Origin of the sequence: Streptomyces sp. NPDC047043 (genome assembly GCF_040644055.1) — a bacterium.
GTDB lineage: Bacteria > Actinomycetota > Actinomycetes > Streptomycetales > Streptomycetaceae > Streptomyces.
The window spans coordinates 122,131-140,977 of record NZ_JBEYVO010000026.1 but is presented as its reverse complement, the minus strand read 5'-3'; the positions used below and the strand labels follow the sequence as shown (position 1 = coordinate 140,977).

General features: G+C 69.9%; 15 protein-coding genes. 12 read left to right on the top strand and 3 right to left on the bottom strand.

The window, feature by feature from the left end; translation table 11 throughout:
- Complete coding sequence (locus ABZ880_RS35510) at window positions 1-1,926, bottom strand: molybdopterin-dependent oxidoreductase (protein WP_361271628.1); 1,926 nt, start codon at window positions 1,924-1,926, stop codon at window positions 1-3.
- Between the two features lie 19 nt (window positions 1,927-1,945).
- Window positions 1,946-2,917 (bottom strand): 2-dehydropantoate 2-reductase, encoded by a 972-nt coding sequence (locus ABZ880_RS35505; RefSeq protein ID WP_361271625.1) that lies wholly within the window; start codon window positions 2,915-2,917, stop codon window positions 1,946-1,948.
- A 224-nt stretch (window positions 2,918-3,141) separates the two neighbouring features.
- Between ABZ880_RS35505 and ABZ880_RS35500 the strand changes: the two genes are divergently transcribed.
- The 4 genes from ABZ880_RS35500 (at window position 3,142) to ABZ880_RS35485 (ending at window position 6,510) form a co-directional block, all read left to right on the top strand.
- Window positions 3,142-4,482 (top strand): OFA family MFS transporter, encoded by a 1,341-nt coding sequence (locus ABZ880_RS35500; protein WP_361271623.1) that lies wholly within the window; start codon window positions 3,142-3,144, stop codon window positions 4,480-4,482.
- On the top strand, window positions 4,451-4,585 hold the full coding sequence (locus ABZ880_RS35495; protein ID WP_266962832.1) for a hypothetical protein: 135 nt from the start codon (window positions 4,451-4,453) through the stop codon (window positions 4,583-4,585). The genes ABZ880_RS35500 and ABZ880_RS35495 overlap by 32 nt, the downstream gene beginning before the upstream one ends.
- 160 nt (window positions 4,586-4,745) lie before the next feature.
- Complete coding sequence (locus ABZ880_RS35490; RefSeq protein ID WP_361271620.1) at window positions 4,746-5,693, top strand: beta-ketoacyl-ACP synthase III; 948 nt, start codon at window positions 4,746-4,748, stop codon at window positions 5,691-5,693.
- Window positions 5,694-5,832: 139 nt separating this feature from the next.
- Entirely contained in the window at window positions 5,833-6,510 is a 678-nt protein-coding gene (locus tag ABZ880_RS35485) for a GntR family transcriptional regulator (RefSeq protein ID WP_361271618.1), read from the top strand.
- Window positions 6,511-6,528: 18 nt separating this feature from the next.
- Here the strand turns inward: ABZ880_RS35485 and ABZ880_RS35480 are convergent, their stop codons facing one another.
- A complete protein-coding gene (locus ABZ880_RS35480; protein ID WP_361271615.1) occupies window positions 6,529-7,353 on the bottom strand; it encodes an NAD(P)H-binding protein in 825 nt (274 codons plus the stop codon).
- A gap of 231 nt (window positions 7,354-7,584) precedes the next feature.
- Between ABZ880_RS35480 and ABZ880_RS35475 the strand changes: the two genes are divergently transcribed.
- From ABZ880_RS35475 to ABZ880_RS35440, 8 genes are all read left to right on the top strand, one after another.
- Window positions 7,585-8,766, top strand: coding sequence for an ROK family transcriptional regulator (locus ABZ880_RS35475; RefSeq protein ID WP_361271612.1), 1,182 nt, complete (start codon window positions 7,585-7,587; stop codon window positions 8,764-8,766).
- 108 nt (window positions 8,767-8,874) lie between these two features.
- Complete coding sequence (locus ABZ880_RS35470) at window positions 8,875-10,392, top strand: sugar ABC transporter ATP-binding protein (protein WP_361271609.1); 1,518 nt, start codon at window positions 8,875-8,877, stop codon at window positions 10,390-10,392.
- Window positions 10,389-11,405 (top strand): ABC transporter permease, encoded by a 1,017-nt coding sequence (locus ABZ880_RS35465; protein ID WP_361271606.1) that lies wholly within the window; start codon window positions 10,389-10,391, stop codon window positions 11,403-11,405. The genes ABZ880_RS35470 and ABZ880_RS35465 overlap by 4 nt, the downstream gene beginning before the upstream one ends.
- Window positions 11,406-11,420: 15 nt before the next feature.
- Window positions 11,421-12,482: a substrate-binding domain-containing protein gene (locus ABZ880_RS35460; RefSeq protein WP_361271604.1), complete on the top strand. Its 1,062-nt coding sequence runs from the start codon at window positions 11,421-11,423 to the stop codon at window positions 12,480-12,482.
- Between the two features lie 61 nt (window positions 12,483-12,543).
- Window positions 12,544-13,752 carry a Gfo/Idh/MocA family oxidoreductase gene (locus ABZ880_RS35455; RefSeq protein WP_361271601.1) on the top strand — a complete coding sequence of 403 codons (1,209 nt, stop codon included), beginning with the start codon at window positions 12,544-12,546 and terminating at the stop codon, window positions 13,750-13,752.
- A 27-nt stretch (window positions 13,753-13,779) separates the two neighbouring features.
- Window positions 13,780-14,778, top strand: coding sequence for a sugar phosphate isomerase/epimerase family protein (locus ABZ880_RS35450; RefSeq protein WP_361271598.1), 999 nt, complete (start codon window positions 13,780-13,782; stop codon window positions 14,776-14,778).
- 124 nt (window positions 14,779-14,902) lie between these two features.
- Complete coding sequence (locus tag ABZ880_RS35445) at window positions 14,903-17,407, top strand: PQQ-dependent sugar dehydrogenase (protein WP_361271595.1); 2,505 nt, start codon at window positions 14,903-14,905, stop codon at window positions 17,405-17,407.
- Between the two features lie 11 nt (window positions 17,408-17,418).
- A complete protein-coding gene (locus ABZ880_RS35440) occupies window positions 17,419-18,756 on the top strand; it encodes a ThuA domain-containing protein (RefSeq protein ID WP_361271593.1) in 1,338 nt (445 codons plus the stop codon).
- The last annotated feature ends 91 nt before the right edge of the window (window positions 18,757-18,847 follow it).

The following is an 18,847-nucleotide window of genomic DNA, read 5'->3' as shown; positions in this document are numbered from 1 at the left end:
TCACCTCACGATGGTCGCGACGGGGAGCTTTTCGATCCGGATCGCCGACGCCTTGAACTCCGCCGTCCCCGCGATCGGGCAATTGGCCTCGATCGTCAGCTGGTTGGTGTCCACCTCGTCGGGAAAGTGCATGGTCATGAAGGCCAGCCCGGGCCTGAGGGCCGGATCGACCCACACCGGCGCCACCACCGCACCGCGCCGCGAGGACACCTGCACCTCCTCGCCGACCACGACCCCGTACCGCTCGGCGTCCTCCGGGCACAGCTCGATGTACTCGCCGCGCCGCAGCGGGGAGGCGAAACCCCCGCTCTGCACACCGGTGTTGTACGAGTCGAGCCGCCGCCCGGTCGTCAGCCGGATCGGGAACTGCTCGTCCGTGAGGTCGACCGGCGGATCGTGCCGGACGATCCCGAAGGGCGCCGGCATCCCGCGCCCGGCCGGGTCCTTCTCCCACAACCGGCCGTGCAGATACGTCGGTTCGAGCTCCTCTGTGCTCGGGCACGGCCACTGGATGCCCTGGTGCTCCTCAAGGCGTTCGTACGTCATCCCGTAGTGGTCCGGCGAGACGGACCTCAGCTCGTTCCAGACCGCCTCGGAGTCGGCGTACTTCCACTCGTGGCCGAGGCGTGCCGCAAGGTCGCAGATGATGTCGATGTCCTCGCGGGCCTCGCCGGGCGGGGTGACCGCACGCCGGACCCGCTGAACCCGCCGCTCGCTGTTGGTGGTTGTGCCCTCGGTCTCCGCCCAGCCGGCGGTGGCCGGGAGTATCACGTCCGCGAGCTCGGCCGTCTTCGTGAGGAAGATGTCCTGCACGACCAGGAAGTCCAGCTGCTGCATGCGCCGTACGGCCTGCTCGCTGTCGGCCTCCGACTGCGCCGGGTTCTCGCCGATGCAGTAGACGGCCTTGAGGGTGCCTTCCTCCATGGCCTCGAACATCTGGGTGAGGTTCAGGCCGTAGTGGGGCTGGATGACGGTGTCCCACGCCGACTCGAACTTCAGGCGCGACTCGGGGTCGAGGATGTCCTGGAAGCCGGGCAGACGGTTGGGGATCGCGCCCATGTCGCCGCCGCCCTGCACGTTGTTCTGGCCGCGCAGGGGCTGCAACCCGGCGCCGTACCGGCCGACCTGCCCGGTCAGCAGCGACAGGTTGATCAGTGCGCGGACGTTGTCGGTGCCGTTGTGGTGCTCGGTGATGCCGAGGGTCCAGCACAGCTGGGCGCGCTCGGCGCGGGCGTACGCGTGCGCCAACTCCCATATGGCACGGGCCGGTACGCCCGTCACCTTCTCGGCGAGGGAGAGGGTCCACGGCTCGACGAGCTTCCTGTACTCCTCGAAGCCGGAGGTGGCCCGCTCGATGAACGCCTCGTTGGCGAGCCCCGCGTGGATGATCTCGCGGCCGATCGCGTGCGCCATCGGGATGTCGGTGCCGACGTTGAGGCCGAGCCAGCTCTCCGCCCACTCGGCGGTCGAGGTGCGGCGCGGGTCGACGGTGTACATCCGGGCGCCGTTCCTGATCCCCTTCAGCACGTGCTGGAAGAAGATCGGGTGCGCGAAGCGGGCGTTGGAGCCCCACATCACGATGACGTCGGTGTGCTCGATCTCCTCGTACGACGACGTCCCGCCGCCCGAGCCGAACGCGGCCGAGAGGCCCGCGACGCTCGGGGCGTGGCATGTGCGGTTGCAGGAGTCGACGTTGTTGGTGCCCATGACGACGCGGGCGAACTTCTGCGCCACGTAGTTCATCTCGTTGGTCGCGCGGGCGCAGGAGAACATGCCGAACGCGTCGCGGTTGCGCTGCAGGCCACGGGCCGCGCGGTCCAGGGCCTCCTCCCAACTCGCCTGCCGGAAGGGCTCGTTGCGGGAGTCGCGGACGAGCGGGTGGGTGAGGCGGGTGTAGGTCTTCGGGGTCCGGTTCCTTTTGCTCATGCGGCAGTCCTCATGTCGCTCATGCGGCAGTCCTCAATGCGAGCAGGTCAGAGATGGCGTGCACGGTGCGCAGGGTGGGCACCTCGACGCCGGTGATCTCCGCCAACTCGACGACCGCGGCGAGGAGTACGTCGAGTTCGAGCGGTTTGCCGCGCTCCAGGTCCTGGAGCGTGGAGGTGCGGTGGTCGCCGACGCGTTCGGCGCCCGCGAGGCGGCGTTCGATGGAGACGCCGACCTCGCAGCCGAGGGCCTCGGCGACGGCGAGCGTCTCGGCCATCATGGTCTCGATGACCTTGCGGGTGCCGCCGTGCAGACACATCTGCCGCATGGTGGCGCGGGCCAGCGCGCTGATCGGGTTGAACGAGATGTTGCCGAGCAGCTTGAGCCAGATGTCGTTGCGGAGATCCGGCTCCACCGGGCACTTCAGGCCACCGGCGATCATGGCCTCGCTGAAGCTCAGACAGCGCTTGGACACGCTGCGGTCGGGCTCGCCGACGGAGAACCGCGTGCCCTCCAAGTGCCGTACGACACCTGGTCCTTCGAGCTCGGTGGCCGCGTAGACGACACACCCGACGGCCCGTTCGGGCGCGAGCACCGCACTGACCGCGCCGTTGGGGTCCACGCTCTCGACGCGGTGCCCGTCGTGGGGGCCGCCGTGCCGGTGGAAGTACCACCAGGGGATGCCGTTCTGGGCGGCGATCACCGCCGTGGTGTCGTGCAGAAGGGGCTCGATCAGCGGCCCGCACGCCGCGTACGAGTTGGCCTTCAGGCCCAGGAAGACGTAGTCGACCGGGCCGATCTCGGCAGGGTCGTCGGTGGCGTGGGCGTGCGCGGTGAAGTCGCCGCGCGGGCTCAGCACCCGTACTCCGTGCCGCCTCATGGCCGCCAAGTGCGGTCCACGGGCTACGAGATGGACGTCGGCACCGGCGCGGTGGAGCGCGGCTCCGACGTAGGCGCCGATCGCACCGGCGCCCAGGACTGCGACTTTCATGACGAGGGAGCTCCGTTCGGTCGAGGGATACCGCGGAGATGGCGCACTGTCGAACTCTGTCGACTGAATATTGTCTACAGTATGGTGATGGGGGCGACAAGACTTCGCGCACGGTTCGGAAAACCGGGCGGTACGACCGTTCGGCGCGCGTCGCATACCGCTCATCGCATACGGTCGACGCGCCGCCTTCTCAACTCCCGTGCCGCTGCCTACGGTTCGGGATCATGAGTCCCCCTGTCGCACCGGCCGGCTGGAGCCGCTGGCTCGTACCCCCCGCCGCCCTCTCCGTCCATCTCTCCATCGGCCAGGCCTACGCCTGGAGCGTGTTCAAGCCGCCCCTGGAGTCCTCGCTGGGCCTCAGCGGCACACAGAGCGCCCTGCCGTTCCAGCTCGCCATCGTGATGCTCGGCCTGTCCGCCGCGTTCGGCGGCACGCTGGTCGAGCGCAACGGGCCGCGCTGGGCGATGACCGTCGCCCTGGTCTGCTTCTCGTCCGGCTTCCTGATCTCCGCGCTCGGCGCGTCCACCGAGCAGTACTGGCTGATCGTCCTCGGCTACGGCTTCGTCGGCGGCATCGGCCTGGGCATCGGCTACATCTCGCCCGTCTCCACACTGATCAAGTGGTTCCCGGATCGCCCGGGCATGGCCACCGGCATCGCCATCATGGGTTTCGGCGGCGGCGCGCTGATCGCCTCGCCCTGGTCGGCGCAGATGCTGGAGTCGTTCGGCAGCGACAGCTCCGGGATCGCGCTCGCGTTCCTCGTGCACGGGCTGTCGTACGCCGTCTTCATGTCGCTCGGCGTGCTGCTGGTGCGGGTGCCGCGCGGCGAGGACCGTGAAGCTGCAGCGGGCGCGCCGAGCGTTCTCCAGGGGCCGCAGGTCTCCGCCAACAGTGCCATCCGCACACCGCAGTTCTGGTGTCTGTGGGTCGTGCTCTGTATGAACGTGACCGCGGGCATCGGCATCCTGGAGAAGGCCGCCCCGATGATCCAGGACTTCTTCAAGGACACCTCCACCCCCGTCTCGGTGTCGGCCTCGGCCGGATTCGTGGCGCTGCTCTCCGCCGCCAACATGGCGGGCCGCATCGGCTGGTCGTCCACCTCCGACCTGATCGGGCGCAAGAACATCTACCGCGTCTATCTGGGCTTCGGTGCGGTGATGTACGGCCTGATCGCCCTGTTCGGCGACTCCTCGAAGCCGCTGTTCATCCTGTGCGCGATGGTGATCCTCTCCTTCTACGGCGGCGGGTTCGCGACCATCCCGGCCTACCTGAAGGATCTCTTTGGAACGTATCAAGTCGGGGCGATCCACGGGCGGTTGCTCACCGCCTGGTCCCTGGCCGGCGTCCTCGGGCCGCTGATCGTGAACTGGATCGCCGACCACCAGAAGGACGCCGGCAAGAGCGGCGCGTCCCTGTACGGACTCTCCTTCGTCATCATGATCGGCCTGCTCGTCGTCGGCTTCGTCGCCAACGAACTCGTCCGGCCCGTCAACGCCCGCCACCACATTCCCGCACCGAGGGAGGAGACCGTCGATGTCGAACGACAGCAGCCAGAGTCCGCCTGACCGTCGCCCGCTGATCGCCTTCGCCTGGCTGTGGGTGGGGGCGCCGCTCGCGTACGGGGTGTACGAGCTCGTGCAGAAGGCGACCAAGCTGTTCACCGGGTGACTGTTCGGTAGGTGTTCGGGCGTCCCCTTCTCCCCTTGGGGGGATGACAGAATCCGACAACCCGGGCGCCCGAATCCTGTCGTCTTGGCTTACGCCGTACCCGTGAGTCACTGATCAGACTGGTGGATCCCGCTACCCAAGGCACGAGGGGGACCACCCAATGAACGGCTCGCGCATCGCCGCCGTCGGCCACTATCAGCCCGCCAAGGTGCTCACCAACGAGGACCTGGCGGGCCTGGTCGACACCAGTGACGAGTGGATCACCAGCCGGGTGGGCATCCGCACGCGCCACATCGCGGGCCCCGACGAGCCCGTGGACGAGCTGGCCGCGCACGCCGCCGCCAAGGCGCTCGCCGCGGCCGGCCTCGCGCCCGAGGACATCGACCTCGTGCTGGTCGCGACCTCCACCGCCGTGGACCGCTCGCCCAACATGGCCGCCCGGGTCGCCGCCCGGCTCGGCATTCCCTCGCCCGCCGCGATGGACGTCAATGTGGTGTGCGCAGGGTTCACGCATGCGCTGGCGACGGCCGACCATGCCGTCCGCGCGGGCGCCTCCACCCGTGCCCTGGTCATCGGCGCCGACAAGATGTCCGACGTGACCGACTGGACCGACCGCACCACCTGTGTCCTCGTCGGCGACGGGGCGGGGGCCGCCGTGGTCGAGGCGTGCGCTGCCGGCGAGGAGGCCGGCATCGGGCCGGTGCTGTGGGGGTCGGTGCCCGAGATGGGGCACGCGGTGCGGATCGAGGGCACGCCCGCGCGGTTCGCGCAGGAGGGGCAGAGCGTCTACCGCTGGGCCACCACGCAGCTGCCGCCGATCGCGCGCAAGGCCTGCGAGCGCGCCGGGCTCGCGCCCGAGGATCTCGCCGGAGTCGTCCTGCACCAGGCCAACCTGCGCATCATCGAGCCCCTCGCCGAGAAGCTCGGCGCCGTCAACGCCGTCGTCGCACGGGATGTCGCCGAGTCCGGCAACACCTCGGCGGCGAGCATCCCGCTGGCCTTCTCCAAGCTCGTCGAACAGGGCGCCGTCTCGGCCGGGGACCCGGTACTGCTGTTCGGCTTCGGCGGGAACCTTTCGTACGCCGGACAGGTCGTCCGCTGCCCGTGACCTGCACGTACGGCCCGATGTGACGCAGTAGACCACCCGATCCCCTGGCCTTTGTGCGCCGTAGACTGTAGACGAAAGACAATTCATACTGGCTTTCCGTCTGCAGTTGCTCCGCGCTGCTCAGGAGGGGGACCGACCGATGTTGTCGACAGGACTGCCGCAGGGCGCAGTACCCAAGCTCGAACGGCCCGGCCCGCTGCGCGACCGCGTCTACGAGGCGTTGCTCGAACTCATCACCACCCGTGCCCTGCAGCCCGGCCAGCACCTCGTCGAGAGCGAACTCGCAGGCCACCTCGGGGTGTCGCGCCAGCCGGTGCGGGAGGCGCTGCAGCGGCTGAACACCGAGGGGTGGGTCGATCTGCGGCCCGCGCAGGGCGCGTTCGTGCACGAGCCGACGGAGGAGGAGGCCGACCAACTCCTCACCGTACGCACGCTGTTGGAGGCCGAGGCCGCCCGGCTCGCCGCCGCCAACGCGGGCAGCGCCGGCATCTCGGTGCTCCAGGAGCTGTGCGCCGAGGGCGAGAAGGCCGTCGCCGCGGACGACGTGGACGGCGCGGTCACGATGAACGCCCGCTTCCACACGAAGATCATGGAGCTGGCGGGCAACGCGGTCCTCGCCGAACTCGCGGCCCAGGTCGACCGCCGTGTGCGCTGGTACTACACACCGATCGCCCGCCAGCGCGGCCGGCAGTCCTGGATCGAGCACCGGGAGCTGATCGCCGCGATCTCCGACCGCGACGAGCAGCGGGCGACGGAGCTGATGCGGGAGCACACGGAGCACACGCGGCGCTCGTATCACGACCGTCAGCGGCCGTAGTTCTTCTCGCCCTACGGCTCAGAAGGCGTCCGCGTGCGCCCGCGCCCACTCGGTGAAGGTGCGGGGCGCGCGGCCCGTGATCTCCTGGACGGTCGGCAGGATCACCGATTCGTCCAGGGTGCCGTCGACGAAGAAGCTGAAGAAGGCGTCGACGTACGGCTTGGGCATCCGGGCCTCCAGCTCGGTGCGCGCCTCCTCGGGCGTGAGGCCCACGGCCTGCAGGTCCCGGTCCAGCACCTCGCCGAGGACACGGACGCGGTCGGCGGGCAACAGCGCCTCGGGGCCGGTCAGTTCGAGGGCTCCCGTGGGGCCGTCGGGGAGCAGGGCGCGGGCGGCGACCCGGGCGATGTCGTAGGGGTCGATGTCGGCGGTGTACGCGTCCGGGAACGGCACCCGCACAGCGTCCCCCTTGCGGATCTGGTCCGCCAGCTGCAGCGCGTTCGACATGAAGCTCGTGCAGCGCAGCGACGTCCAGGTCAGCCCCGACTCCCGTACGGCCTCCTCCGCGTCGATCAGATAGCCGGCGACCGCGTTGTCCCGGGCGCCCGTGCCCGCGGACCTTCCGGACAGCAGGACGACCCGGGTGACGCCGGCGGCCCGTGCGTCCGCGAGGATCTGCCGCTGGCCGCCGTAACCGGGCATCAGGAACAGGCCCCGCACGCCGTCCAGCGCGTCCCGCACGGTGTCGGGCCGGTCGAGGTCACCGGCCACGGCCCGCACCCCCGCCGGCAGTCCTTCCGGCCGCCCGGCCCGGCTCATCGCCCGCACCTGCTGCCCGGACTCCGCCAGCGCGCGTACGAGTTCCGCGCCGATGTTTCCCGTGGCACCCGTCACCAGGATCATTCGGTTCCCCCTCTGCGGTTGTCCCGCTCATCCTGCGGGCCAGGGACGGAAGGCGCCAGGGGGCCCGTCCTGCCGCGAGTGCCCGCCCCGCGTGCCCTTTGTCCTGTCAGTGGAGAAAGTCGGCAGCAATTCGTGCACAGCTTCTTCTCAGGTTCGCGGTTCGCTGCTACGTTCCCCTCGAAAGCCCGAACAGAGGCGGCCGATTGAGGCGGGGAGGGGCCAGTGAGACGCATGACGGCACGACCCGCGAACGCTCATCAGGCCAAGCTGCTCAAGCTGTTGCGTGACGGCGGGCCCAACTCCCGTGCGCAGCTGGGCGATCAGGTCGACCTGTCGCGGTCCAAGCTGGCCGTGGAGGTGGACCGGCTGCTGGACACGGGTCTGGTCGTGGCCGACGGACTCGCCGCCTCGCGCGGCGGGCGCCGCTCGCACAACGTCCGGCTCAACCCGGAACTGCGCTTCCTCGGCGTGGACATCGGCGCGACCTCGGTCGACGTCGCCGTCACCAACGCCGAACTGGAGATCCTCGGGCATCTCAACCAGCCCATGGACGTACGCGAGGGCCCCGTCGCGGTCTTCGAGCAAGTCCTGTCCATGGCGGCGAAGTTGAGGGCCTCGGGGCTCGCGGAGGGTTTCGACGGCGCCGGCCTCGGCGTCCCGGGACCGGTCCGCTTCCCCGAGGGCGTACCGGTGGCTCCACCGATCATGCCGGGCTGGGACGGCTTCCCCGTACGGGAGGCGCTCAGCCAGGATCTCGGCTGCCCGGTCATGGTCGACAACGACGTGAACCTGATGGCGATGGGGGAGATGCACGCGGGCGTCGCACGCTCCGTGGGCGACTTCCTCTGCGTCAAGATCGGCACCGGTATCGGCTGCGGCATCGTCGCCGGCGGTGAGGTCCACCGCGGGGTGACGGGCAGCGCCGGCGACATCGGGCACATCCAGGCCGTGCCCGACGGGCGGCCGTGCGCCTGCGGCAACCGGGGCTGCCTGGAAGCCCACTTCAGCGGGGCGGCCCTCGCTCGCGACGCCGTGGAGGCGGCCGAGCAGGGGCGCTCCGACGTACTGGCCTCACGGCTGACGGAGAACGGCACGCTCACCGCCGTCGACGTCGCCGCCGCGGCCGCCGCCGGCGACGCCACCGCCCTCGACCTGATCCGCGAGGGCGGCAACCGCACCGGCCAGGTCATCGCCGGCCTGGTCTCCTTCTTCAACCCCGGCCTGGTGGTGATCGGCGGCGGGGTGACCGGCCTCGGCCACACCCTGCTCGCCGCGATCCGCACCCAGGTCTACCGCCAGTCGCTGCCCCTCGCGACGGGCAACCTGCCCATCGTGCTGGGGGAGTTGGGCCCCACCGCCGGAGTCATCGGCGCGGCCCGCCTCATCAGCGACCATCTCTTCTCGCCTGCCTGACCAACCCGTTCTGAAGGTCATCAGTACGGCCCCGTTTTGAAGCTCACCAGTACGGCGTCCTGCTTCGCCCTGCCCTGAACCGGCCCGCACGCCCGCCAAGGGGACCTCATGGCACCAGAACCACCCCTGCTCAGCATGTCCGGCATCACCAAGTCGTTCCCCGGAGTCCGGGCCCTCGACGGCGTCGACCTCGACGTCCAGGCCGGCGAAGTGCACTGTCTGCTCGGCCAGAACGGTGCCGGCAAGTCCACCCTCATCAAGGTGCTGGCCGGCGCCCACCAGCCCGACACCGGCACCATCCACTGGCGCGGCGAGGAGGTCACCCTCCGCTCACCGATCGCCGCCATGCGCCTCGGCATCGCCACCATCTACCAGGAACTCGACCTGGTGGAGCACCTGTCGGTCGCCGAGAACGTCCACCTCGGCCATGAACCCACGGCCGCCGGCTTCGTCGTACGACGAAAGACCGCCCGGGCATCGACACGCCGGCTGCTCAAGCGACTTGGGCACCAGGAGATCGACCCGGCGCGGCTCGTCGGCGAGTTGTCCGCGGCCCAGCAGCAGATCGTCTCCATGGCCCGGGCGCTCTCCCACGACGTACGGCTCATCGTCATGGACGAGCCGTCCGCCGCCCTCGACCCGGACGAGGTCGACAACCTCTTCCGCATCGTCGGCGACCTGACCGCCGAGGGCGTCGCCGTCGTCTACATCTCCCACCGCCTGGAGGAGATCCGCCGCATCGGCGACCGGGTGACCGTGCTGAAGGACGGCCGCGCCGTGGCGGGCGGACTGCCCGCGAAGTCGACGCCGACCCGCGAGGTGGTCGCGCTGATGACGGGCCGCAACGTCGAGTACGTCTTTCCGGAGCGCCCGGCCTCGGGCGCGGACGGCGCGCCCGTGCTGGAGGTCCAAGGGCTGGCCCGGGACGGGGAGTTCGCCTCCTTCGACCTGGAGGTGCGGCCGGGCGAGATCGTCGGTCTCGCCGGGCTCGTCGGCTCGGGACGCTCCGAGATCCTCGAGACGATCTACGGCGCCCGCAAGCCCACCGCCGGTCAAGTCCGCGTCGACGGACGGGCGTTGCGGCCCGGGAGCGTACGGGCCGCAGTCCGCGCCGGGCTCGGGCTCGCCCCCGAGGAACGCAAGGCGCAGGCCCTGCTGATGCTGGAGTCGGTCACCCGCAATGTCTCGGTCTCCTCCATGTCCCGCTTCTCGCGCGGCGGTTGGATCGACCGGGGTGCCGAGAAGGGGGCGGCACGGGCGGCGACACGGGAGCTGTCGCTGCGGCCCGACAACCCCTCCGTGCCGGTCCGCACCCTCTCCGGCGGCAACCAGCAGAAGGCCGTCCTGGCCCGCTGGCTGCTGCGCGGCTGCCGCGTCCTGCTGCTCGACGAACCCACCCGCGGCGTCGACGTCGGTGCCCGCGCCGAGCTGTACGCGGTCATCCGCCGCCTGGCCGACGAAGGCCTGGCCGTACTGCTGGTCTCCAGCGAGGTCCCCGAGGTGCTCGGCCTCGCCGACCGCGTCCTGGTGCTCCGCGAGGGCCGCGTCGTCCACACGGCGCCCGCCCGCGAGCTCGACGAACACCGCGTACTCGACCTGGTCATGGAAGGAAGCCCGGCGTCATGACACAGCACGCCTCCCCGCCCCGGGACAACACCGACAAGGTGCCGTCGGTCCAACTCCCGGCCTGGCGCGGTCTGTTGGCACACACCGACGTCCGCACCCTCTCCCTGCTCGGCGTGCTCGCCGCGCTGGTCCTGATCGGCGGCATCACCAAGCCCGACGAGTTCCTCGACACCCGCAACCTCCAACTCGTCCTCACCCAGGCCTCGGTGATCGGTGTCGTCACCGTCGGCATGACCTTCGTCATCACCTCCGGCGGCATCGACCTGTCGGTCGGCGCGATCGTCGCCCTCTCCTCGGTGTGGGCGACGACGGTGGCCACCCAGGAGTACGGCTTCGCGGGCATCCTCTTCACCGCGGTGATCGTCGGCGTCGGCTGCGGACTGGTCAACGGACTGCTCATCGCCTACGGCGGAATGGTCCCGTTCATCGCCACGCTCGCCATGCTGGCCTCGGCGCGCGGACTCGCGCTGCAGATCACCGACGGCAAGACGCAGATCGTCACTGTCGGCAGCATCCTCGACCTCGGCGAGCGCGACGCCTATGTGCTCGGCATCCCGCCGCTCGTCATGGTGTTCGCGGTCGTGACGATCATCGGCTGGCTGATCCTCAACCGCACCACCTTCGGCCGCCGCACGGTCGCCGTCGGCGGCAACGCGGAGGCCGCCCGCCTCGCCGGCATCGACGTACGCCGCCAACGCCTCTACCTCTATCTGCTGTCCGGACTGTGCTGCGGAATCGCCGCCTTCCTGCTGATCATCCTGTCCGGCTCCGGCCAGAACACCAACGGAAACCTGTACGAGCTGGACGCGATCGCCGCCGCGATCATCGGCGGCACGCTGCTCAGCGGGGGGCGCGGCACCATCACCGGGTCCGTGCTCGGTGTCCTGATCTTCACGACGATCACCAACATCTTCGCCCTGAACAACCTGCAGAGCGACGTCCAGCAGATCGCCAAGGGCGCGATCATCGTCGCCGCCGTGCTGGTCCAGCGCCGTACCGCGAGCACGACCTGAGGAGGGTTCAGTAATATGTCACATTCCACCAGTGCTGTATCACATTCCACCAGTCGCAGAGGGCTGCTCTTCGGAGCCGCCGCCGTGTCCACCGGCGCCCTCCTCGCAGGTTGCACGAGTAACGACTCCAAGGACGAGAGCCCGGCTGCGAACGACCAGTCGGCCGCCGACGACAAGCCCGGCAAGCACGTCACCATCGGCTTCGCCGGCCCGCAGGCCGACCACGGCTGGCTCAACGCCATCAACGACAACGCCAAGAGCCGCGCCAAGAAGTACACCGACGTCACCCTGGAGATCACCGAGGGCTCGAACGACACCGCCGCGCAGATCGGCCAGATCGAGACCCTGATCAACAAGAAGGTCGACGTGCTGGTCGTGCTGCCGGCCGACGGCAAGGCGCTCACCCAGGTCGGGCTCAAGGCGATGCGCGCGGGCATCCCGGTCGTCAACCTCGACCGTATCTTCAACTCCCCGCAGGCGTACCGCTGCTGGATCGGCGGCGACAACTACGGCATGGGTCTCAACGCCGGTACCTACATCGGCGAGAAGCTCAAGGACAAGAAGGGCGCCAAGGTCATCGAGCTGGCCGGCCTGGACAACCTGGAGCTGACCAAGCAGCGCACCCAGGGCTTCGACGACGCCCTGAAGAACTACCCGAACATCAAGAAGGTGGCCCGCCAGGCCGCCGAGTTCACCGTCGAGTCAGGGCAGGCCAAGATGGCCCAACTCCTGCAGGCCCAGCCCAAGTTCGACGCCCTGTGGAACCACGACGACGACCAGGGCGTGGGCGCGCTGCGCGCCATCGAGCAGGCCGGGCGCGAGGACTTCCTGATGGTCGGCGGCGCGGGCGCGCTCTCCGCCTTCCAGGCCATCGAACAGGACAACGGCGTACTGAAGGCGACCGTCCTGTACCCGCCGACGATGGCCGCGTCCGCGATCGACCTCGCCCGCGCGCTCGGCCAGGGCAAGGGCGTCAGCGGTCTAGCCGAGTTCGAGATCCCGGCCTCGCTGACGCTCTACTCGGCCGTCGTCGACAAGACCAACGTCGACCAGTACATGCCCACCGGCTTCCGCTAGGCCGCACCCCGCCCCGCACCCCCCACGGCGCAATCACGACGAGGACGAGGAGGACATCCGTATGGGACAGCCCCAGCAGTCGGACGGATCGGAGGCCGCGAAGCCGCCCCTGCGCGTCGGCATGGTCGGCTACGCCTTCATGGGCGCCGCCCACTCCCAGGGCTGGCGCACCGTGGGCCGCGCCTTCGACCTGCCCCGCCGCCCGGTCCTGGCCGCGATCTGCGGACGCGACGCGACCGCCGTGCGAGCGGCCGCGGACCGGCACGGCTGGGCATCGGCCGAGACCGACTGGCGGGCCCTGATCGAACGCGACGACATCGACCTCGTCGACATCTGCACCCCCGGCGACAGCCATGCCGAGATCGCCCTCGCCGCCCTCGCCGCCGGCAAGCACGTACTGTGCGAGAAGCCCCTCGCCAACACGGTGGAGGAGGCCTCCGCGATGGTCGCTGCGGCCGAAGAGGCCTACGGGCGCGGCCAGTTGGCGATGGTCGGCTTCAACTACCGCCGGGTCCCCGCCACCGCGTTCGCCCGGAGCATGGTCGCCGAGGGCAGGCTCGGAAGGCTGCGGCACGTGAGGGTGACGTACCTTCAGGACTGGCTCGTGGACCCGGAGTTCCCGCTCACCTGGCGGCTGCGCAAGGAACTGGCCGGCTCGGGCGCGCTCGGCGACCTGGGCGCCCATATCGTCGACCTCGCGCAGTACCTGGCGGGGGAGCAGCTGGCGGGCGTCTCCGCGCTGACGGAAACCTTCGTACGCGAACGGCCGTTGCCGGTCGGAGCCAGCAGCGGACTGTCCTCGGTCGCCTCCGCCGGGACGGGACAGGTCACCGTCGACGACGCCGCCCTGTTCACCGGCCGCTTCACCTCCGGCGCCCTCGCCTCCTTCGAGGCCACCCGCTACGCCACCGGCCGCAAGAACGCCCTGCGCATCGAACTCAACGGCGAGAACGGGTCGTTGGCCTTCGACCTGGAGCGCCTCAACGAGCTGTCGTACCACGACGGTACGGAGCCCGCGGCGCAGGCCGGCTTCCGCCGCATCCTCGTCACCGAACCCGACCACCCCTACCTGGACGCCTGGTGGCCGCCGGGCCACGGCCTCGGCTACGAGCACACCTTCGTCCACCAGGCCCGCGACCTCGTCCACGCGATCGCCGAGGGCCGGCAACCCGAACCCTCCTTCGCCGACGGGCTGCAGGTGCAGCGCGTGCTGGCGGCGGTGGAGGAGAGCGCCGAGAAGAACTCCGTCTACACACCCATAGCCGTCTGAATCGCCGTCCGAGGAGGGTTCGGAGAAATGCCGCGCCAGTTCACGCTGTTCACCGGCCAGTGGGCCGACCTACCGCTCGAAGAAGTCTGCCGCCTCGCCCGCGACTTCGGCTACGACGGCCTGGAACTCGCCTGCTGGGGTGACCACTTCGAGGTCGACAAGGCGCTGGCGGACCCCGGCTACCTCAAGTCCCGGCACCAGCTGCTGGAGAAGTACGGCCTGAAGTGCTGGGCCATCTCCAACCACCTGGTCGGCCAGGCCGTCTGCGACGCCATCATCGACGAACGCCACCAGGCCATCCTGCCGGGCGAGGTGTGGGGCGACGGCGACCCGGAAGGGGTACGGCGGCGGGCGGCGGACCGCATCAAGGACACCGCGCGAGCCGCGGCCGCCTTCGGCGTCGACACCGTCATCGGGTTCACCGGGTCCGCCATCTGGCACCTGGTCGCGATGTTCCCGCCCGCGCCGGAGTCGATGATCGAGCGCGGCTACGAGGACTTCGCCGAGCGCTGGAACCCGATCCTGGACGTCTTCGACGAGGAAGGCGTGCGGTTCGCGCACGAAGTCCACCCGAGCGAGATCGCGTACGACTACTGGACAACTCAACGCGCCCTGGAGGCCGTTGGCGGACGCCCGGCCTTCGGCCTGAACTTCGACCCCTCGCACTTCGTGTGGCAGGACCTCGACCCGGTCGGCTTCCTGTGGGACTTCCGCGACCGGATCTACCACGTCGACTGCAAGGAGGCCCGCAAGCGCCTCGACGGCCGCAACGGCCGCCTCGGCTCCCACCTGCCCTGGGGCGACCCGCGCCGCGGCTGGGACTTCGTGTCCGCCGGCCACGGAGACGTCCCCTGGGAGGACGTCTTCCGGATGCTGCGCTCCATCGACTACCGGGGCCCGATCTCGGTCGAGTGGGAGGACGCCGGCATGGACCGGCTCCAGGGCGCACCCGAGGCCCTCACCCACCTGAAGGCGTACGACTTCGAGCCGCCGTCGGCCTCCTTCGACGCGGCGTTCGGCAACTGAGCCTTCGCAGGAGGCAACTGGGCCTTGCTGCAAGGCGATTGACCTCATCACCGCTCTCCGGGATGACGGCGCATCCCGGCGCACCGCACCCGCCCGTACAACCGGCCCCTTACTGGAGGCATTCGTGCACGGGAACGACCGCACCACCAGCACCGACAGAATCGAGACCCACAGACGACGCTTCCGCAGAGCCGTCGCCGTGCTCGGCGCCGCGCTCCTCGCAGGCGCATCGCTCACCCTCACCACTCCCCAGGCCGGCGCAGCCGTCGCCGACCCGGGAGCCGCGCCCGCGGCAGCCGCTGCGGAGGACTTCCAGCAGGTCACCCTCGCCAAGGGCGAGGCGGAGGTCGGCGAACCCATGTCGCTCGCCGTCCTCCCGGACCGCTCGGTCCTGCACACCTCGCGCGACGGCGAACTCCGCCTCACGGACGCCGCCGGCAACACGCGGCTGATCGGCAAACTCGACGTCTACTCCCACGACGAGGAAGGCCTCCAAGGCGTGGGCGTGGACCCGGACTTCGCGACCAACCGCGCCATCTACCTCTACTACGCACCCCCGTTGAACACCCCGGCCGGCGACGCCCCCGAGACCGGCACCGCGGCCGACTTCGCACCCTTCGACGGCGTCAACCGCCTCTCCCGCTTCGTCCTGAACGCGGACGGCACCCTCGACACCGCGAGCGAGAAGAAGGTCATCGACATCCCGGCCTCCCGCGGCCTGTGCTGCCACGTCGGCGGCGACATCGACTTCGACGCGGCCGGCAACCTGTATCTGTCGACGGGCGACGACACCAACCCCTTCCAGTCCGACGGCTTCACGCCCATCGACGAGCGCGCCGACCGCAACCCCGCCTTCGACGCCCAGCGTTCGGCCGGCAACACCAACGACCTGCGCGGCAAGATCCTGCGCATCAGGGTGAACGCCGACGGCTCGTACACGGTCCCCGACGGCAACCTCTTCGCACCCGGCACGGACAAGACGCGCCCCGAGATCTACGCCATGGGCTTCCGCAACCCGTTCCGCTTCAGCGTCGACAAGAAAACGGGGATTCTGTACGTCGGTGACTACGGCCCCGACGCGGGCGCAGCCGACCCGGCGCGCGGTCCGGCGGGCCAGGTCGAGTTCGCCCGGGTGACCGGCCCCGGCAACTTCGGCTGGCCGTACTGCACCGGCGCCAACGACGCCTACGTGGACTACGACTTCGCGACCCAGGCGTCCGGCGCGTCCTTCGACTGCAACGCCCCGAAGAACAACTCCCCGCACAACACCGGACTCACGGACCTGCCCCCGGCCCAGCCCGCCTGGATCCCGTACAACGGCCCGTCCATACCGGAGTTCGGCGACGGCTCCGAGTCCCCGATGGGCGGCCCGGTCTACCACTACGACGCCTCGCTCGACTCGCCCGTGAAGTTCCCCGAGGCGTACGACGGGAACTTCTTCGCCGGTGAGTTCGGCCGCCGCTGGATCAAGCGGATCGTGAGCGACGGCAGCGGAACCGTGCAGTCGATCAACGCCTTCCCGTGGACCGGCACCCAGGTGATGGACATGGCGTTCGGCCCCGACGGGGCGCTGTACGTCCTCGACTACGGCACCGCGTGGTTCGGCGGCGACGACAACTCCGGCCTGTACCGCATCGAGAACGCGACCGACGGCCACTCACCGGTGGCGCAGGCGACTGCGAGCAGGACGTCGGGTCAGGCGCCGCTTAGGGTGCAGTTCTCCTCCGAGGGCACGTCCGACCAGGACGGCGACGCGGTCACGTACAGCTGGGACTTCGGCGACGGCGGCAAGTCGACGGCGCCCAACCCGACGTACAAGTACAAGAAGAACGGCACCTACACCGCGACCCTGACCGCCAAGGACTCGACCGGCCGCACCGGCAGCGCGAGCGTGCAGATCGTCGTCGGCAACACGGCGCCCACGGTGACGGTCGAACTCCCGCGCGACGGGCAGCTGTTCAGCTTCGGCGACGCGATCCCGTTCAAGGTGAAGGTCACCGACCCGGAGGACGGCACGGCGATCGACTGCTCGAAGGTCAAGGTCACCTTCGTCCTCGGCCATGACACCCACGGCCACCCGATCACCTCGGCCCAGGGCTGCAGCGGCACCCTACAGACCTCCGCCGACGGCGGCCACGACGAGGACGCCAACATCTTCGGGGTGCTCAACGCCGAGTACACCGACAACGGCGGCGGCGGCCAGGCCCCGCTCACCTCGCACGACCAGAACGTCCTGCAGCCGCGGCACCGCCAGGCCGAGCACTTCGGCAACGCCTCGGGCGTCTCGGTCATCACCAAGGACGCGGCGCACGGCGGCAGGACGGTCGGCGACATCGACAACGGCGACTGGATCTCGTTCACGCCGTACGTGTTGAGCAACGCCAAGAAGATCACGGCACGCGTCTCCTCCGGCGGCGCGGGCGGCACGCTCGAGGTCCGCGCGGGCTCGTCCACCGGCACGCTGCTCGGCAAGGCCACCGTCCCGGTGACCGGCGGCTGGGAGACCTTCCAGGAAGTCAGCGCCGACCTGTCCCGCGCGCCGAGGGGCACGACCACGCTCTATCTGGTCTTCAAGGGCGGCCCGGGCGCGCTGTTCGACGTGGACGACTTCATCTTCACAACAGGTTGAGAGGGGGTGCCATGCGCTCAACTGGTCGCATCATGACGGGTGTTGCGGGCGCCGCCCTGCTCCTGGGGTGTGTCTCCGGACCGGCTGCCTCGCAACCCGACGAAGGCAAACGGGTGCTGGTCTTCTCCAAGACGGCCGGCTTCCGGCACGACTCCATCCCGGCGGGCGTGGAGGCGGTGAAGCAGCTCGGCTCCGGCGGCGGCTTCACGGTCGACGCGACCGAGGACGCGGGCGCGTTCACCGCGCAGAACCTGCGGCGCTACGACGCGGTCGTGTTCCTGTCGACGACGGGTGACGTCCTCGACGAGGCCCAACAGACCGCGTTCGAGGGCTATATCCGGCACGGCGGCGGCTACGTCGGCATCCACGCCGCCGCCGACACCGAGTACGACTGGGCGTTCTACGGCGGCCTCGCCGGCGCCTACTTCCAGTCGCACCCGGCGATCCAGCCGGCGACGGTGGACGTCGAGGACCGCGCCCACCCGGCGACGTCGGGCCTGGAGCGGACCTGGTCCCGAACCGACGAGTGGTACAACTACCGCTCGAACCCGCGGGACCGGGTCCACGTCCTCGCCTCGCTGGACGAGTCGTCGTACACCGGCGGCACCATGAACGGCGATCACCCCATCGCCTGGTGCCAGAACTACCAGGGCGGCCGCGCCTTCTACACCGGCCTCGGCCACACCAAGGAGTCGTATGCCGAACCCGCCTACCGGCAGCACCTGTTGGGTGGCATCCGGTGGGCGATCGGCGACGCACAGGCCGACTGCCGACCGGAGAACGGCTACCGCGCCCTGTTCGGCGGCGGCTCCCTGGACGGCTGGAAGCAGGCAGGTCCGGGCTCCTTCACCCTTGACGACGACGGCACACTGACGTCGTCGGGCGGCATGGGACTGCTGTGGTACGAGGCGTCGGACTTCGCCTCGTACTCGCTCAAGCTGGACTGGAAGATGGCCGGCGCCGACGGGGACGACAACTCCGGCGTGTTCGTGGGCTTCCCGCCCTCGGACGACGCCTGGTCGGCCGTGAACAACGGCTACGAGATCCAGATCGACGCCACGGACGTACCCGAGAAGACGACAGGGTCCGTCTACGGCTTCCGGTCCGCCGACCTGAAGAAGCGCGACCGTGCGCTGAACCCGCCGGGGGAGTGGAACACGTACGAGATCCGCGTGGAGGGCGAACGCCTCCGCGTCTGGCTCAACGGCGTGAAGATCAACGATTTCACCAACACCGATCCGGCCCGGAGCCTCGTCGACGGACACATCGGCATCCAGAACCACGGAGCCGACGACCAGGTGTCCTTCCGCGACATCCGGATCAAGGAACTGCCCGGCAAGGGCAATTGAGCGGCGGCGGGCGGAGGACGCCGGACCTCCGCCCGCCGTCTCCCCCCTCTCGGCCAGGGGCTCATGGCTCATCCGCGACGCGCTCGACAAG

Coding starts and splice junctions, on each gene's coding strand:
- ABZ880_RS35510 (WP_361271628.1), bottom strand. CDS start 1,926: ATGAGCAAAAGGAACCGGACCCCGAAGACCTACACCCGCCTCACCCAC.
- ABZ880_RS35505 (WP_361271625.1), bottom strand. CDS start 2,917: ATGAAAGTCGCAGTCCTGGGCGCCGGTGCGATCGGCGCCTACGTCGGA.
- ABZ880_RS35500 (WP_361271623.1), top strand. CDS start 3,142: ATGAGTCCCCCTGTCGCACCGGCCGGCTGGAGCCGCTGGCTCGTACCC.
- ABZ880_RS35495 (WP_266962832.1), top strand. CDS start 4,451: ATGTCGAACGACAGCAGCCAGAGTCCGCCTGACCGTCGCCCGCTGATC.
- ABZ880_RS35490 (WP_361271620.1), top strand. CDS start 4,746: ATGAACGGCTCGCGCATCGCCGCCGTCGGCCACTATCAGCCCGCCAAG.
- ABZ880_RS35485 (WP_361271618.1), top strand. CDS start 5,833: ATGTTGTCGACAGGACTGCCGCAGGGCGCAGTACCCAAGCTCGAACGG.
- ABZ880_RS35480 (WP_361271615.1), bottom strand. CDS start 7,353: ATGATCCTGGTGACGGGTGCCACGGGAAACATCGGCGCGGAACTCGTA.
- ABZ880_RS35475 (WP_361271612.1), top strand. CDS start 7,585: ATGACGGCACGACCCGCGAACGCTCATCAGGCCAAGCTGCTCAAGCTG.
- ABZ880_RS35470 (WP_361271609.1), top strand. CDS start 8,875: ATGGCACCAGAACCACCCCTGCTCAGCATGTCCGGCATCACCAAGTCG.
- ABZ880_RS35465 (WP_361271606.1), top strand. CDS start 10,389: ATGACACAGCACGCCTCCCCGCCCCGGGACAACACCGACAAGGTGCCG.
- ABZ880_RS35460 (WP_361271604.1), top strand. CDS start 11,421: ATGTCACATTCCACCAGTGCTGTATCACATTCCACCAGTCGCAGAGGG.
- ABZ880_RS35455 (WP_361271601.1), top strand. CDS start 12,544: ATGGGACAGCCCCAGCAGTCGGACGGATCGGAGGCCGCGAAGCCGCCC.
- ABZ880_RS35450 (WP_361271598.1), top strand. CDS start 13,780: ATGCCGCGCCAGTTCACGCTGTTCACCGGCCAGTGGGCCGACCTACCG.
- ABZ880_RS35440 (WP_361271593.1), top strand. CDS start 17,419: ATGCGCTCAACTGGTCGCATCATGACGGGTGTTGCGGGCGCCGCCCTG.